Annotated in this window: 13 protein-coding genes; 5 read left to right on the top strand and 8 right to left on the bottom strand. The window is 64.7% G+C overall.

Features of this window, described 5'->3' with window-relative positions:
- Positions 1-68 precede the first annotated feature (68 nt).
- The 5 genes from ALC15_RS04130 to ALC15_RS04110 are packed head-to-tail and all read right to left on the bottom strand — an operon-like array spanning position 69 to position 4,625.
- Positions 69-788, bottom strand: a complete 720-nt coding sequence (locus tag ALC15_RS04130; protein WP_050626185.1) for an ABC transporter ATP-binding protein — start codon at positions 786-788, stop codon at positions 69-71.
- Complete coding sequence (locus ALC15_RS04125; protein ID WP_050626184.1) at positions 778-1,506, bottom strand: ABC transporter ATP-binding protein; 729 nt, start codon at positions 1,504-1,506, stop codon at positions 778-780. The genes ALC15_RS04130 and ALC15_RS04125 overlap by 11 nt, the downstream gene beginning before the upstream one ends.
- A complete protein-coding gene (locus ALC15_RS04120; protein ID WP_050626183.1) occupies positions 1,496-2,416 on the bottom strand; it encodes a branched-chain amino acid ABC transporter permease in 921 nt (306 codons plus the stop codon). The genes ALC15_RS04125 and ALC15_RS04120 overlap by 11 nt, the downstream gene beginning before the upstream one ends.
- The gene (locus tag ALC15_RS04115) at positions 2,409-3,332 is read right to left on the bottom strand and encodes a branched-chain amino acid ABC transporter permease (protein WP_050626182.1); all 924 of its coding nucleotides are present in this window, start codon (positions 3,330-3,332) and stop codon (positions 2,409-2,411) included. The genes ALC15_RS04120 and ALC15_RS04115 overlap by 8 nt, the downstream gene beginning before the upstream one ends.
- Before the next feature lie 45 nt (positions 3,333-3,377).
- Positions 3,378-4,625: an amino acid ABC transporter substrate-binding protein gene (locus ALC15_RS04110; RefSeq protein ID WP_050626181.1), complete on the bottom strand. Its 1,248-nt coding sequence runs from the start codon at positions 4,623-4,625 to the stop codon at positions 3,378-3,380.
- Between the two features lie 242 nt (positions 4,626-4,867).
- Here ALC15_RS04110 and ALC15_RS04105 point away from each other — a divergent pair, with 242 nt between their 5' ends.
- From ALC15_RS04105 to ALC15_RS04090, 4 genes are all read left to right on the top strand, one after another.
- Complete coding sequence (locus tag ALC15_RS04105; RefSeq protein ID WP_021079894.1) at positions 4,868-5,281, top strand: Zn-ribbon domain-containing OB-fold protein; 414 nt, start codon at positions 4,868-4,870, stop codon at positions 5,279-5,281.
- Between the two features lie 4 nt (positions 5,282-5,285).
- Complete coding sequence (locus ALC15_RS04100; protein WP_050626180.1) at positions 5,286-6,425, top strand: thiolase C-terminal domain-containing protein; 1,140 nt, start codon at positions 5,286-5,288, stop codon at positions 6,423-6,425.
- A 128-nt stretch (positions 6,426-6,553) separates the two neighbouring features.
- Positions 6,554-7,468 (top strand): SDR family oxidoreductase, encoded by a 915-nt coding sequence (locus tag ALC15_RS04095; protein ID WP_028338734.1) that lies wholly within the window; start codon positions 6,554-6,556, stop codon positions 7,466-7,468.
- 163 nt (positions 7,469-7,631) lie between these two features.
- A complete protein-coding gene (locus ALC15_RS04090) occupies positions 7,632-8,744 on the top strand; it encodes an SMP-30/gluconolactonase/LRE family protein (RefSeq protein WP_050626179.1) in 1,113 nt (370 codons plus the stop codon).
- A 79-nt stretch (positions 8,745-8,823) separates the two neighbouring features.
- Here ALC15_RS04090 and ppc read toward each other — a convergent pair whose 3' ends face one another.
- From ppc to ALC15_RS04075, 3 genes are all read right to left on the bottom strand, one after another.
- Positions 8,824-11,631: a phosphoenolpyruvate carboxylase gene (gene ppc, locus ALC15_RS04085; protein WP_094193663.1), complete on the bottom strand. Its 2,808-nt coding sequence runs from the start codon at positions 11,629-11,631 to the stop codon at positions 8,824-8,826.
- A gap of 253 nt (positions 11,632-11,884) precedes the next feature.
- The gene (locus tag ALC15_RS04080; protein ID WP_050626177.1) at positions 11,885-13,429 is read right to left on the bottom strand and encodes an acyl-CoA synthetase; all 1,545 of its coding nucleotides are present in this window, start codon (positions 13,427-13,429) and stop codon (positions 11,885-11,887) included.
- A gap of 150 nt (positions 13,430-13,579) precedes the next feature.
- Positions 13,580-14,392 carry a crotonase/enoyl-CoA hydratase family protein gene (locus tag ALC15_RS04075; RefSeq protein WP_050626326.1) on the bottom strand — a complete coding sequence of 271 codons (813 nt, stop codon included), beginning with the start codon at positions 14,390-14,392 and terminating at the stop codon, positions 13,580-13,582.
- 101 nt (positions 14,393-14,493) lie between these two features.
- Between ALC15_RS04075 and ALC15_RS04070 the strand changes: the two genes are divergently transcribed.
- Positions 14,494-15,369 (top strand): SDR family oxidoreductase, encoded by an 876-nt coding sequence (locus ALC15_RS04070; protein WP_050626176.1) that lies wholly within the window; start codon positions 14,494-14,496, stop codon positions 15,367-15,369.
- The last annotated feature ends 146 nt before the right edge of the window (positions 15,370-15,515 follow it).

Raw genomic sequence — 15,515 nt, 5'->3', positions numbered from 1 at the left:
GCTTCAGCTGATTGTCGCGCGAACCGGGGCTGATTTCCAGTGCGTCGGCCCCCAGCCTCGCATCACTATCACTTCAGCCCGAAATAAGCCCGGTGCAGCTCTTCATTGCCGCTCATCTCGGCAACCGTGCCGGAGAAGCGGATGCGCCCACCTTCCAGCACGAAGACGCGGGTGGCGATCTCAAGAAAACCGATATTTTGCTCGGCGATCAAGAGCGCCAATCCGCGGCCCTGCAGGCTCGACAGGGCGCGCAGCACTTCCTTGACGAACAACGGCGACAGCCCGGCCGAGGGCTCGTCCATGACCAGCAGCTTCGGCTCGGCCGACAGCGCCTTGGCGATGCCGAGCATCTTGCGCTGGCCGCCGGACAGGCTGGAGGCCGGGTCGCGGCGCTTGTCGCGCAACACCGGAAACAGGCCGTAGAGCTCGTCGACCCGGGCGCCGGGATTGGCATGGCCCAGCGCCTGCGCGCCGACGCGGATGTTCTCCTCGATCGACAGATCGGGGAACACCGCAAGCTCCGACATGTAGGTCATGCCGCGCTTCATGCGATCCGAGGATCGCATCCTGGTGATATCCTCGCCGCCGAGCTTGATGTGGCCGCTGCGGGCTTCGATCAGGCCGACCAGCGATTTCAGGAAGGTGGTCTTGCCCGCCCCATTGGCGCCGAGCAACAGCACGGTCTCGCCGGGACGGACGTCGAGATCAACGCCCCACAACACCTGCATGGTGCCGTAGCCGGCATCGACGCCGCTGGCGTCGAGAAGCGGGGCTGCATCAGTGGGCATGCTCGCCTCCCAGGAACACTTCGATCACCTGCGGCTCGCGCACCGCGGTGGCGAGCGTGCCTTCAAAGATCTCCTTGCCCGCGTTGAGCACGATCACGCGGTCGGTGATCTGTTCGATGAAGCCCATCAGATGCTCGACCACGATGATCGCCATGCCGGTCGCAGCCAGCGCCTTGATGCGGCCCGCAATCCAGTCGAGCTCCGCCGGGTTGAGACCCGCGGCGAGTTCGTCGAGCAGCAATAGCCGCGGCCGCGTCGCGAGCGCACGGGTGAGGTCGAGCATCTTCTGCTGCGCGCTGTTGAGATCGGCGGCCGGACGGTCGGCGACCTCCTTCAGCCGGTACTCTTCAAGCAGTTCAGCAATCGACGGCGCATCGGTCGCGCCGCCATAGGCCAACGCCACCTGGATGTTCTCGCGCACGCTGAGCGACAGGAACGGCTTCGGCACCTGGAAGGTGCGGTTGATGCCGCGATGGACCAGCTTGTGCGAGGCGATGCCGCCGGACGATACATTGTCGAACACGACCTCGCCGCCATCGGGGGCATAGAGGCCGGAGATGACGTTGATCGCAGTGGTCTTGCCGGAACCGTTCGGGCCGACAAGGCCGAGGATTTCGCCCGGCACGACGTGGAAGCTCAGGCCGTCGAGCGCATGGAAACCGCCGAAGCGCTTGACCAGCTTCGAGACCTCGAGGATGGGGGCTTTCTCAGGGGACATGCCAACCCCTGCGCGTTGCCAGCGACACCAGCCCTGCGGGCAGGAACAACACCAGGCCCATGATCAACAGCCCGTAGATCAGCTGGAAATATTGCGGCGTGGTGAAGCCGATCAGATTGTAGATGCCATAGAGGATCAGCACGCCGACGATCGGTCCGGTAATGGTGGCGACGCCGCCGAACAGCGCGAACACGATCGCGAAGATCGAGAACTCGCCGGAGAACACGTTGTCCGGATAGAACACCGAGACGTACCAGGCGTAGATACCGCCGGCGAGGCCCGCGACCAGCGCCGAGGCGAGCCAGGCGATCACCCGCATCTTGATGATGTTGACACCGGCCATCGAGGCCGACACCGCATCCTCGCGCACGGCCTGCAACGCAAGGCCGAACGGCGAGTTCTTCAGATACACCACCGCCCCGACCGTCAGCGCCATCACGACGACAGCCGCGTAATAGGCATGGGTCGGGTTGAACGTGCCGGTGAGCGACACGCCGTAGGGACCCTTGGTGATCCCCTCCAGCGCCGGGTTGGCGACGAAATGCAGCACCGCGAGCGAAGCCGCGAGGTTCGCGATCGCGAAATACGCGCCCGACAACCGCAACAGCGGCGTCAGCAGCAGGCCGAGCACGACCGCGACGGCGCCGCCGACCAGCACCGCGAGCGGCGCCGGCGTCTGCAAATGCATCACCATGATCGCGAAGCCGTAGGCGCCGGCACCGAAGAAGCCGACATAGCCGAACGGCAGATAGCCGGTGAAGCCGTAGATGATGTTCACGCCCTGCGCGAGGATCAGGAAGATCACGAAGTTGAACAGCAGCAGATGGTTTTGATAGACGCCGGGCAGCAGTGCGAACACCACCACCAGCGGCGCCAGGATGAACAGCAGGTGTTTCGAGGCGTTATGCAACGCGCACCCGCCTTCCGAGCAGACCGCTCGGGCGCAACAACAGGATCACGATCAACAACACATAGGGCAGCAAGTCGGCCCAGGAACTGAGATAGGTCTGCACCAGCATGTAGCACAGGCCGTAGACGACACCGCCGAGCGCGGTGCCCAAAGGATTGCCGAGCGAACCCAGCACGACGATCGCAAACGACGTCACGGTCGCATCGGCGCCGAAGGCGGGCGTCACGGAGCCGAACATGAAGGGGGCGAACACACCGGCAACCGCCGCGATTCCGAGCCCGATGCCGAACGCCGCCGCCGAGACGCGGTCGACATCGATGCCGGTCGCCAGGGCCTCGTCACGGCGTGACATCACCGCACGCGTCAGGGTGCCGAGCCGCGTGTGGTAGAGATAGAGGTAGACCAGCCCGATCGCGATCAGGCTGGTGATGGCCGCGATCACCCAGGGCGCGGGAAAGCCCTGGCCGAAGATCTGGATCGGCCCTGCCCCACCGGGCTTGCCGCCGAACAGCTTGACCTTGATGGTCGAGAACACGGTGCCGAGCAGTCGGCTCTGGATCGAGCGCTCGCTGGTGCCGGCGAAGATCGTGGTGACGGCTTCGATCACCTGCGACAGGCCGAAAAACAGGATGATCGACAGCATTTCCGGATTGGCCGAGCCCTGCAGCCGCGGTACCAGCACCCAGTACAGCAGCACGCCTGCCAGCACGAAGACCATGAAGGCCAGCGGCACCGCGAACAGCGGATCGATGCCGGCAATGCCGACCACGCCGAGCGCGATGAAGGCGCCGAGCATCAGGATGTCGCCATGCGCAAGATTGACGATGCGCATGACGCCGAACACGAGATTGAGGCCGATGCCGACCAGGCTGAAATACAGCCCGAACAGCACGCCGGCAACGAGCGCATAGGTCATGCTATCGCTCGCCGCCGAAGGTTGCGCCTGCCGCCCTCACCTGCATCACGGCGCCGGATAGACCGGCTTGCCGGTGGCGGTCTCGTGCGGGTAGATCGAGACGAACTTGATGTGATCGTGCTCGTCGACCGTGAGCTGGCCGAGCGGCGTCAGCTCGCCGATCTGGCCGCCGGTCTCATCCAGCGCGAAGGTGCCGTCCAGCGTCTTGAGCTGGCCGCTGAGCGAGAACACGGCACGGCGCAGCTCCATCTGCTCGAGGCTGGTCGCGACCGACAGCGTCTTCTCGATCACCAGCGCCGTGGTGTAGCCGGCGACCGCGTTGAAGCCGAACTCCATCTTGCCGTCGTTGTACTTCTTGGTCCAGGCGGCGCGGAAATCCTTCATGTTCATCCCGAAATTGACGGGATAATCCAGCTCGGACGGCGGCACATAGGTCCAGACGTGTTCGAGGCCCTTGGCGCCGACATTCTTCTCCAGCAGCTCGGTCTCGAGACCGGCATAGATCGCGAACAGCATCTTGAACTTGGTGCCGACGTCCTGGACGTTGCGCAGGAAGGCGATGTCGTTCGGCGCATAGCCGAAATGAATCACCGCGTCGGGATTGGCGTTGCTGATGTTGTTGATGATGACGTTGTAGTTGGTGGTCTCGGTCGGAACGCCCTGGTCGTAGACGATCTCGATCGGCGCGCCGGACTCCTTGACGAACTTGCGGAACGCGTTGGCCTGGGTGCCGGTGAACTCGTTGGTGGCATAGAGGATCGCGACCTTCTTGATGCCGAGGCCAGGTCCGTCATGGCTGATGAAGTCGGCGACCGGCTTCGGCCAGATCGTCGACACCGGGTCGGCCATCAGCGCGATATAGGGATTGTCCTTGGAGAAGAAGCTCGCGCCGGTGCCGGTCTGGTCGAACAGGAACATCTTGTGGTCGCGCGCGATCGCGACCGCAGGCGCCGTCAGCACCGATCCGGAGTCGGCGACCAGGAGATCGACCTTATCCTGGGTGATGAGCTGGTTATAAAGCGTCGAGGCGGTCGCGGTGTTGCTCTGGTCGTCATAGGACACGAGCTTGATCGGGATCTTCTTGTCGAACGCCTTCACGAAGACGCCGCCCTCGGCGTTCTTCTGCTCGACCCACAATTTCAGCGAGCTGTAGACCGGCATCGAGATCGAGGCGTAGCGCCCCGAGGACGCGTACAGCGTGCCGATCTTGATCTCCGACGGTGCGTCGGCGGCCATCACCTGCGTGGCAAATGCGAGGCTGGCAGCGAGTGCCGCGCCGATGATCCTCAGCATGATGTTATTCCTCCCGGTATCTTGGACGTGTCTTGGACGTGTCCTGAGCCTGTCTTGGACGCGGCCCTTCTACGCGCCGGATCGAAGCGACACAAGCATCGCGGCCTTAGCAATTGTGCGAGGGGCGGAATATGCGGCATGCGCCGGACACAGGCCGCTGCGCGCGGCATGGATGGACCGTTGACGGGCCTTGGTCCGATGGCGCATCAAGACTGTAACGATTTCGGGAGGAGACATCAGACATGGCCGAGCCCGCGCGCGCGAAACCAAAACCGACACCGGAAACCCAGCATTTCTGGGATGGCACCAAGGCCGGCGAGCTGCGCCTGCAGCGCTGCGACGCCTGCGCCAATGTCTACTTTCCGCCGCGGCCGTTCTGCCCCTCCTGCGCCTCGCGCAAGGTCTCGGTGTTCAAGGCCAGCGGCAAGGGCAAGCTGTACAGCTACGTCATCAACCATCGCCCCGCCGCACCCGGCTTCACGCCGCCTTACGCGATCGCCATCGTCGAACTCGACGAGGGCCCGCGCATGATGAGCAACATCATCGATTGCCCGCAGACGCCGGAAGCGCTCGAGCTCGACATGCCGCTCGAGGTCGCCTTCGAGGCGCTCGACGACAAGATCACCCTTCCCTTGTTCCGTCCGGCAAAGGGCTAACACGATGCGCAGGAACCAGGTTGCCGTCGTCGGTGCGGCCGAAACCACCGAGCTCGGCGTCATCCCGAACATGTCGCAGATCCAGCTGCACGCGGACGCGGCGCTGAATGCGATCGCGGACGCCGGTCTGAAGCTGTCCGACATCGACGGCTTCGCCACCGCGGTCGAGACCCCGCAGCAGATGGCGCATTATCTCGGCATCACGCCGACCTGGGTCGACGGCACCTCGGTCGGCGGCTGCTCCTTCATGCTGCATGTCCGCCACGCCGCCGCGGCGATCGAGGCCGGCCTGTGCAAGACCGTGCTGATCACCCATGCCGAGAGCGGCAAGTCGATGATCGGCAAGCAGCCGCGCTTCACCGCGCCCGACAGCTTGAACGGCCAGTTCGAATCGCCGTTCGGCGTCTACGGCCCGCCGAGCATGTTCCCGATTCCGGTGCTGCGTTTCATGAAGACCCACGGCATCACGCATGAGCAGCTGGCGATGGTCGCCGTGGTGCAGCGCGAATGGGCGGCGAAGAACCCGCGCGCCACCATGAAGGATCCGATCACGGTCGCCGACGTGCTGAATTCGCGGATGATCGCCTATCCGTTCCGGCTGCTGCAATGCTGCCTCGTCACCGACGGCGGCGGCGCGCTGATCCTCACCTCGGCCGACCGCGCCAAGGATTTTCCGCAGAAGCCGGTCTACATCCTCGGCACCGGCGAGAGCGTCGAAACCCCGATGGTCAGCCAGATGAAGACGTTCGACTCGTCGCGCGCCTTCAAGGTGGCGGGCCCGCTGGCCTTCAAGGAAGCCGGCATCACCCACAAGGACGTCGATCATCTGATGATCTACGACGCCTTCGCGCATCTGCCGCTCTACGGCCTCGGCGACCTCGGCTTCATGCCACATGAGGAGACCGGCAAGTTCATCGCCGACGGCAACACCCGCCCCGGCGGCAAGCTGCCGCTCAACACCAATGGCGGCGGCCTGAGCTACATGCACTCCGGCATGTACGGCATGTATGCGTTGCAGGAGAGCGTGCGGCAGATGCGCGGCATCGCGCCGGCGCAGGTGCCGAATGCGAAGATCTCGGTCTGCCACGGCGTCGGCGGCATGTTCGCCGCAAGTGGCACGATCATCTTTACGAACGAGAGGTAACAACCTCCGTGATTCCGGGATGGTCCGAAGGACCAGACCCGGAATCGCGAGATTCTCAGGTGCGCAATTGCGCACCATAGTTCGCACCTCATGCGCCCCGGAATGACGGAATAGACAGGAGAACCCACATGGCAAAATCACTGCAGGATAAAGTCATCATCGTCACCGGTGCGGGCCGCGGCATCGGCCGCGAGATCGCGCTGCTTTGCGCTGCGGAAGGCGCCAAGGTCGTGGTCAACGATCCCGGCGGCGCGGCCGACGGCGGCGGCTCGAGCGCGGCGCCCGCCGAGGAGGTGGTCGAGGAGATCAAGAAGCGCGGCGGCACGGCCGTTGCCAATTTCGAGTCGGTGGCGGAAGCCATTCCGGCCAGCAAGATCGTCAAGACCGCGACCGATCATTTCGGCCGGCTCGACGGCGTCGTCAACAATGCCGGCATCCTGCGCGACATGATCTTCCACAAGATGAGCGTGGAAGCCTTCGAGGCCGTCATCAAGGTGCATCTGATGGGCTCGTTCTATGTCAGCCACGCCGCGGCGCGCATCTATCGCGAGCAGGAGTCGGGCTCGTTCGTGCACTTCACCTCGACCTCCGGCCTGATCGGCAATTACGGCCAGGCCAACTACGCCGCCGCCAAGCTCGGCATCGTCGGCCTGTCGAAGTCGATCGCGCTCGACATGGGCCGCTTCAACGTGCGCTCGAACTGCGTGTCGCCATTCGCCTGGACCCGCATGATCGGCACCATCCCGACCGAGACCGATGCCGAGAAGGCGCGCGTCGAGAAGATCAAGCAGATGGGCCCGGAGAAGATCGCGCCGGTCTGCGCCTATCTGCTCTCGGACGCCGCCAAGGACGTCACCGGGCAGATCTTCGGCGTGCGCATGAACGAGATCTTCCTGTTCGGCCAGCATCGTCCGGTGCGCTCGGTACATCGCGGCGAAGGCTGGACGCCGGAGACCATTGCCGAGCACGGCATGCCGGCGCTGAAGGGATCGTTCGCCAAGCTCGACCGCTCGGCCGACGTCTTCACCTGGGATCCGATCTGATCCTGCGATCTGATCCGATCTGACAGTTTTATGAAAAAGTCGCCTCCGCGAAGCCACGGGGGCGACACACTCTTTGGTTGTTTCTTCATGGCGCGCCCGCATTGTGCCAGAATTGCGGGCGCATGATCGTCCTCCCCATAACAAAAAAGCCTGGGAGGACTTCGTGACAAATCCAAACAACACAGAGCAACACGAGGCCGACGGAACGAAGGCGTTCGACCGTCGAACCATTTTGCGCGGCGCAACCGCGCTTGCTGCAACCGCGATGGCGGCGTCAGATGCATCCGCTCGCGACTACGGCCGCAATGCGGAGCCGCAGCGTTATCCCGATCCCGACATCGTCGTGATCGACGACAAGCGCTTCAAGGCCAAGGTCGGCAACACCGCGATCAAGCGGCTCTACACCGGCTGCCTGTGGGCGGAAGGCCCGGCCTGGAACGCACAGGGCCAGTATCTGGTGTGGAGCGACATTCCGGCCAACCGGCAGTTGCGCTATCTCGACGATGACGGCCACATCTCCGAGCAGTTCCACAAACCGTCGAACGAGGCCAACGGCTCGACCTTCGATTTCGAGGGCCGGCAGATCACGGCGGAACGCACGCGGCTGGTGCGCTACGAGCACGACGGAACCGTCACGTCATTGGCGGAGCAGGCCAACGGCAAGCAGCTCAACGGCCCGAACGACATGGTCGTGCACCCCAACGACAAGTCGATCTGGTTCACCGATCCCGGCTACGGCGCGATCTCGATCTATGAGGGCCAACGTGCCAACACCGGCTCGAACCAGCCCTACCAGAAGGAGGCCGTCTACCGCATCGATGCGTCCACCGGCCAGATCACCAAGGTCTGCGACGAACCGTTCAAACCGAACGGCATCGCCTTCAGCCACGACTACAAGAAGGTCTATGTCTGCGACACCGGCATCACGCATTATCCGAACGCGAAGAACATCGTCTGGCAGTACGATCTCAACGGCGACAAGCTCTCCAACCCGCGCACGCTGATCGACATGACGCTGGACGGCAAGTCGGGCTTCCCGGACGGCATGCGCGTCGACATCGACGGCAACATCTGGGTCGGCGCCGGCTGGGTCGGACCGGGCTATGACGGCGTCCAGGTGTTCGCACCCGACGGCGCGCGCATCGGCCAGATCCTGCTGCCGGAGACTTGCGCCAACCTCACCTTCGGCGGCAAGAAGCGCAACCGTCTGTTCATGACCGCGAGCCAGTCGCTCTACGCGGTCTATGTGGAGACGCGAGGCGCGCACAACTGCTGAGATCACCGTCGTCCCGGCCTAGTGCGCAATTGCGCACTAGGCCGGGACGACACTGTGGCTGGCCGCTATTCCCCGATAACTAACCGCTATTCCTCAGCCCCGCCGAGATGCCGTTGATCGTGATCTGGATCCCGCGCAGCACCTGCTCGTCCGGGTTCTGCGCGCGATGCTCCTTCAGCAGCTCGACCTGCACGTGGTTGAGCGGATCCATGTAGGGGAAGCGGTTGCGGATGCCGCGCTCCAGCAGCGGGTTGCCCTGCAGCAGCCGGTCATGGCCCATGATGTCGAGCAGCGTTTCGATCGACAGATGCCACTCGCGGCGGATCTCGCCGAAGATTTTCTCGCGCAGCGCGACGTCGGGCACCAGCTCGGCATAACGCGAGGCGATCGCGATCGAGCTCTTCGCCAGCACCATGTCCATGTTGGACAATAGCGTGCGGAAGAACGGCCATTCCCGGTAGAGCTCCTGCAGCAGCGGCATGCCCTGCTCCGGATGCTCAGCGATCCAGGTCTCGACCGCAGCGCCGAAGCCGTACCAGCCGGGCAGCATCAGCCGGCATTGCGCCCACGAGAACACCCAGGGAATGGCGCGCAGGTCTTCGATCTCGCGGGTCTTCTTGCGCGAGGCCGGACGGCTGCCGATGTTCAAGGTCGCGATCTCGTTGATCACGGTCGAGCCCCAGAAGTAGTCGGCAAAACCGGGTGTCTCGTAGACAAGGCCGCGATAGGCCTTGAAGGCGAGCGCGGAAATCTCCTCCATCGCCTTGAGATATTCGGGGCGCGGCGCGCTCCGCCGCGGCTGCAACAGGCTGGTTTCCAGCGTCGCCGCGGCGAGGATCTCCAGATTGCTGCGGCCGACCTCCGCATTGGAGTATTTCGAGGAGATGATCTCGCCCTGCTCGGTGATGCGGATCTGGCCGTTCACCGCGCCGCCGGGCTGCGCGATGATCGCATCATAGCTCGGGCCGCCGCCGCGGCCGACCGAGCCGCCGCGACCGTGGAACAGGCGCAGCCGCACGCCGTGGCGCTCGAACACCTCGACGAGGCCGATCTCGGCCTTGTAGAGCTCCCAGCCCGAGGTGACGAAGCCGCCATCCTTGTTGCTGTCGGAATAGCCGAGCATCACTTCCTGCACGCTGCCGAGACTGTCGACCAGCTTGCGATAGTCGTGCAGCACCAGCATGCGGTCCATGATCCCGCTCGAGGCCTGCAGGTCCTCGATGGTCTCGAACAGCGGCACGATGTTGACGGCGCTGCGGCCGGACGGATTGACCAGCCCGACTTCCTTCAAGAGCACCGCGACCTCGAGCATGTCGGACATGCCCTTGCACATCGAGATGATGCACTGGGAGATCACCTCGGGGCCGAATTTGGCATGCGCTTCGGCCGCGGCGTGGAACACCGCGAGCTCGCTTTGGGTCTCCTCGGAATATTTGACGAAGGGCGAGGCCAGCGGCCGCGCGTTGCGCAGCTCCCCGAGCAGCAAACTGACGCGCGCGTCCTCGCCGAGTGCCAGATACGACATGCCGGGATTGGCGGTATCGAACAGCTCGGCGATGGTGCGCTCGTGCACCGCCGAGTTCTGGCGGATGTCGAGCCGCGCCAGATGGAAGCCGAAGCAATCCACCGCGCGCCGCAACTGCCGCAGCCGGCCGCGCGCGATCACGCCGGAATTGTTCGCGATCAGCGAGCGGTTGAGCACATCGAGGTCGGCCTGGAACTCCCTGACGGTCGCATAGGGCTCGGCCTTGCCGACCGGCGGCCGGGTGGTCTCGACCTCGAGCCGCATCGCGGTGGCGGCGAGCCGCGCATAGATGCCGGAGACCGCCAGGCGATACGGCTCGCCGCTGCGATGCGGCGACGTGTCGGGCGAACGCTCGGCAAGGATCCGCAGCTCGTCCGAGACGTCGGCGAGATGCGCCGCGAGCGACAGCTCGGCGCCGAGCGCATGCAGCTCCTCGAGATAGAAGCTGAGCACCCGGCTCGATTGCAGCCGAAGCGTGCCGCGCATCACCTCTGCGGTGACGAACGGATTGCCGTCGCGATCCCCGCCGATCCAGCTTCCCATCGTCAGGAACGAGGCGAGATCGCCGGCCTCACCGCCCTCCTTGTTCAGCCGGTCCTCCAGCGCGCAGTGCAGCCGCGGCACCTCCTGCAGGAAGGTGTAGTCATAGAACGACAGGCCGTTGGCGACCTCGTCGAGCACGGTTAGCTTGGTCCGGCGCAAGAGATTGGTCTGCCATAGCGTCACGACGGCGCGGCGAAGCTGCTCGTCGCTGGCTTCGCTCTCGTCCGGCGTCATCTGCAGCCGCTCGCGGCGGTCGAGCAGGTCCGCGATCTCCATCTCGCGGTCCATCGTGCTCTTGCGTCGGACCTCGGTCGGATGCGCGGTCAAGACCGGGCTGACCAGCGCGCTCTTGAAGAAGCTGCGCAAATCGGCCGGGCCGATGCCGGCCTGGCGGGCATGCACCAGCGTCTGCTCCAGCGTGCTCGGCCGCGGCGCCCCGCTCGGGCCGCGGCTGCGCATCTGGCGGATGTTGTTCTGGTCCTCGGCAATGTTGGCGAGGTGGGAGAAATAGCTGAAGGCGCGGACGATCCGGAGCGTCTCGGCGATCGACATGCTGTCGAGGATGCCCTCGAGCTCGCGCCGCGCCAGCTTGTCCTCATCGCGATGGAACCGGACCGAGGTCTGGCGGATGCGCTCGACTAGGTCGAACACATCGGCCCCTTCCTGGTCACGCACGGTGTCGCCCAGCACGCGCCCCAGCAGGCGGATGTCGTTCCGGAGCCGTGCGTCCTCCTCCTGTGCAGTTGCTTCGAGAAGGCTGGCCTCTGCGGCGCGCCTGGCACGGATTTCGGTCTCGGAAGGCATGGTTTGGGGAGGCAAGGTCTGGGGAGACATGGCGTGGCTACTCCAGAGGCTGCCCGGCTCCTCCCGAGTGTGCGCTTTTTTTGCCGCAGCGCAAGATGAACTTGGTGGCGGTGCACCACCGCTGTCGTCCCTGCGGAAGCAGGGACCCATAACCACAGGGCCCTGTTATTGAACAAGGCGGTGGCCCCAGCTCGCTTCACCCCCACGTCCTGTGGTTATGGGTCCCGGGTCGCGCTTCGCTTGCCCGGGACGACGGGCCCGTGCGGCGCTAGATCCTGCGCCCTGCCCGCTCCCAATACGGGTCGCGCAGCCGGCGCTTGAAGATCTTTCCGGAGTCCTCGCGCGGCAGGTTGGTCTGGATCTCGATGTGCTTGGGCACCTTGTAGTCGGCAAGCGCGGTCTTGAGCTGGGCGCGGACCGAGGCGATGTCGAGCGTGACGCCCGGCTGCGGCTCGACCACCGCCATCAGCGCCTCGCCGAACTCGGCGTCGGGGATGCCGAATACCGCGCAGTCGTGCACGCCCGGCACCGCATGCAGCACGGCCTCGATCTCGGCCGGATAGATGTTGACACCGCCCGAGATCACCATGTCGCGCTTGCGGTCGCAGATGAAGACGTAGCCATCCGCGTCGATATAGCCGACGTCGCCCGACGTGATGAATCCCTGCCGGTCGATCTCGGCGCGCTTCTCGGACTTGTTGTGATAGGTGAAATCGGGATTGCCGGCGATCCGCGAATAGATCTCGCCGATCTCGCCCTGCGCCACCTCCTTGCCGTCATCGCCGATGAAGCGAAGCTCGGCGCCGGGCGAGATCTTTCCGACCGTTCCCGGCTTCTTCAGCGCGTCCTCCGATGTCGCAAACGTCACCGCGCCCGACTCGGTCGAGCCGTAGAATTCGTAGATCACCGGCCCCCACCAATCGATCATGGCGCGCTTGACGTCGGCCGGGCACGGCGCGGCGGCGTGGATGATGTGGCGCAGCGACGACACATCATACTTCTTCCGCACCTCTTCCGGCAGCTTCATCAGGCGGATGAACATCGTCGGCACCATGAAGATGGTGTCGATCCTCTCGCGCTCGATCAGCGCCAGAAATTCCTCCGCGTCGAAGCGCGGCATCAGCACCAGCGCGCCGCCGAGCTTGCCGGAGCGAAGTCCGAAGGAATTCGGTGCCGAATGATAGAGCGGTCCGGGCAGGATCGCGCGCGCGCCGGGCTTCAGGCCGTAGATCATCGCCCGCATCGCTTCCGCGTTCGCGGTCTGCTCCGGCGTCGGCGCGAAGCGGCGCACGCCCTTCGGGTGGCCCGTCGTGCCCGAGGTGTAGATCATGTTCTGCGGCTGCGGCACGACAGGGCCATCATAGCGCGGGAATTGCGCCAGCCAGGATTCGAAATCGATCGCGAAGTCGGGCGTCGCGAGATGATCGGGATTGATCTTGTAATGGCTAAGGATTTCCGGCGGCGTCGGCACGCTGAACACGGTGACGTCATCGGGGATCGCGCCGCGCAGCGGATGCAGCATATCGGCATGGCCGATCAGGACGCGCGTGCCGGAATCCGTCAGCACGTAATTTATCTCCTCCGGCTTGAAGTGCCAGTTGACCGGCACGCCGTAGGCGCCGAGCCGCATCGCGGCATAGGCCGCCTCGATGAACGCGATGTCGTTGCGCATCAGCATGCAGACGCTGTCGCCCGGCTTGACGCCGAGCTTGTTCAGGCCGCTGGCGATGCGCTCGGTGCGCTCGGCGACCGCAGCGTGATCGCGCCGGCGCTCGCCGCTGATGACGCCGAGGAAGGGTTTGGACGTTTCCATTGTCGTTTTCCGATCTTTCGTCGGTTCGGAGTTAGGTCGTCATTCCGGGATGGTCCGAAGGACCAGACCCGGAATCTCGAGATTCCCCGATGCGCAATCGCGCATCTGTGGTTCGATGCTGCGCATCGCCCCGGAATGACGCTGGAGCCACTACCCAGCATCCGCGAATTTCGGCGCGCGCTTCTCCAGATTGGCGCGCACGGATTCGGTCTGGTTCGGGCTGCCGAGCAGCTTCTGCTGCTCGACGGATTCGGCAAGCAGCGCAGCCGCCGGATCGACCGACAGATTGTTCAGCATGCGCTTCGCGGCGCGGATCGCATCCGGGCTCTTGCCGGCGATCTCGCGCGCGACCTCGAGCGCGGCGGCACGCGGATCGTCGCAGACGCGGGTGGCGAGGCCATAGCTCTGGGCTTCCTGCGCCGAGAAGATGCGGCCGGTATAGGTGAGTTCGCGCAGGATATCGTCGCGCACCAGGCTCGCGAGGATCGGCGTACCCGCCATGTCGGGGACGAGGCCCCACTTGATCTCCATGATCGACATCCGCGCATCGGTTGAGAGGAAGCGCATGTCGGCACCGAGCGCGAGCTGGAAGCCGCCGCCGAACGCGACGCCATGGACCGCAGCGATCACGGGCACCGGGAGCTGGCGCCAGCCCCAGACTGCCTGCTGCGGAAAATTGGCCTTGCCGTGGGTGCGGATCGTGAGATCGCGCTTCTCGCCACCCGGCACTCCGTTACCACCATCCTTCATGGCGGCGAACCGGCCCATGTCGAGGCCGGCGCAAAAGGCTCGGCCCTCGCCGGACAGCACAACGACCCGAACGCCTTTTTCCTTGGAAAGCCGGTCGGTTGCGGCGACCAATGCCTCGAACATCGCGGCATCGAGCGCGTTCATCTTGTCGGCCCGCACCAGGCGGACATCGGCGATACCGTCTGAAATCGATATCGAAACGCGATCTTCCATCATTCCCTCCGCTTTGTTCCTTGAGTTGGCGCTTTACAGAAAGGCCGTTGTCCGCTTTTAGTCAATCGACCAATTAACTGACAACCCCCGTGGAGGAAACGATGTTTAGCGATCAGCTTCTTGCCGGGCGGCGCATCCTGGTAACCGGTGGCGGCACCGGCCTTGGCAAGGCTATGGCCTCGCGGTTCCTCCAGCTCGGCGCCGAGGTGCATATCTGCGGCCGGCGCAAGAGCGTGTGCGACGAGACCGCCACCGAGCTGATGGCCGAGTATGGCGGACGCGTGGTCAGCCACGGCGTCGATATCCGCAATGCCATGGCGGTCGACGAGATGATCGACGCGATCTGGACCACTAGCGGTCCCCTCACCGATCTGATCAACAACGCCGCCGGCAATTTCATCTCGCGCTCGGAAGAGCTGTCCGCGCGAGGTTTTGATGCCGTGGCCAACATCGTGATGCACGGCACCTTCTACGTGACGCACGCGGTGGGTCGGCGCTGGATCGCCGGCGGCCATCGCGGCAACGTGGTGTCGATCACGGTGACCTGGGTGCGCAACGGCTCGCCCTATGTGGTGCCGTCGGCGATGAGCAAGTCGGCGATCCACGCCATGACCATGTCGCTCGCGGTCGAATGGGGTCGTCACGGCATCCGCCTCAACACCATCGCGCCTGGCGAGATTCCGACCGAAGGCATGAGCAAGCGCATCAAGCCCGGCGACGAGGCCGGTGCACGCACCAAGGCAATGAACCCGATGGGCCGCGTCGGCACCATGGAGGAACTGCAGAACCTCGCGGTGTTCCTGATCTCCGGCGGCTGCGACTGGATCAACGGCGAGACCATCGCCATGGACGGCGCGCAGGCGCTCGCCATGGGCGGCAATTTCTACCAGCTGCGCGACTGGAGCGACGACGACTGGACCAAGGCGCGCGAGTCGATCAAGGCCCAGAACGAGAAGGATCGCGCGGCGCGGGGCTAAAGCCCGCGCCTGCGCCTCACCCTCAGCTGTCGTCCCTGCGAAAGCAGGGACCCATAACCACCGCCTCGAAAACGTCGAGCACGCTGGGGCCACAGCGCGCCCCACGACTCAATCCTGTGGTTATGGGTCTCGGGTCGCGCTTCGCT

The organism is Bradyrhizobium viridifuturi (genome assembly GCF_001238275.1).
GTDB lineage: Bacteria > Pseudomonadota > Alphaproteobacteria > Rhizobiales > Xanthobacteraceae > Bradyrhizobium > Bradyrhizobium viridifuturi.
Note: the sequence above shows the minus strand (reverse complement) of the source record. Positions and strands in the feature narration are given on the sequence as shown.

What these genes read in the sequence shown, in the direction of transcription:
- ALC15_RS04100 (WP_050626180.1), top strand. Translation starts at nt 5,286, where the DNA reads ATGCGCAGGAACCAGGTTGCCGTCGTCGGTGCGGCCGAAACCACCGAG.
- ALC15_RS04070 (WP_050626176.1), top strand. Translation starts at nt 14,494, where the DNA reads ATGTTTAGCGATCAGCTTCTTGCCGGGCGGCGCATCCTGGTAACCGGT.
- ALC15_RS04115 (WP_050626182.1), bottom strand. Translation starts at nt 3,332, where the DNA reads ATGACCTATGCGCTCGTTGCCGGCGTGCTGTTCGGGCTGTATTTCAGC.
- ALC15_RS04125 (WP_050626184.1), bottom strand. Translation starts at nt 1,506, where the DNA reads ATGTCCCCTGAGAAAGCCCCCATCCTCGAGGTCTCGAAGCTGGTCAAG.
- ALC15_RS04075 (WP_050626326.1), bottom strand. Translation starts at nt 14,392, where the DNA reads ATGGAAGATCGCGTTTCGATATCGATTTCAGACGGTATCGCCGATGTC.
- ALC15_RS04080 (WP_050626177.1), bottom strand. Translation starts at nt 13,429, where the DNA reads ATGGAAACGTCCAAACCCTTCCTCGGCGTCATCAGCGGCGAGCGCCGG.
- ALC15_RS04110 (WP_050626181.1), bottom strand. Translation starts at nt 4,625, where the DNA reads ATGCTGAGGATCATCGGCGCGGCACTCGCTGCCAGCCTCGCATTTGCC.
- ALC15_RS04095 (WP_028338734.1), top strand. Translation starts at nt 6,554, where the DNA reads ATGGCAAAATCACTGCAGGATAAAGTCATCATCGTCACCGGTGCGGGC.
- ALC15_RS04105 (WP_021079894.1), top strand. Translation starts at nt 4,868, where the DNA reads ATGGCCGAGCCCGCGCGCGCGAAACCAAAACCGACACCGGAAACCCAG.
- ALC15_RS04130 (WP_050626185.1), bottom strand. Translation starts at nt 788, where the DNA reads ATGCCCACTGATGCAGCCCCGCTTCTCGACGCCAGCGGCGTCGATGCC.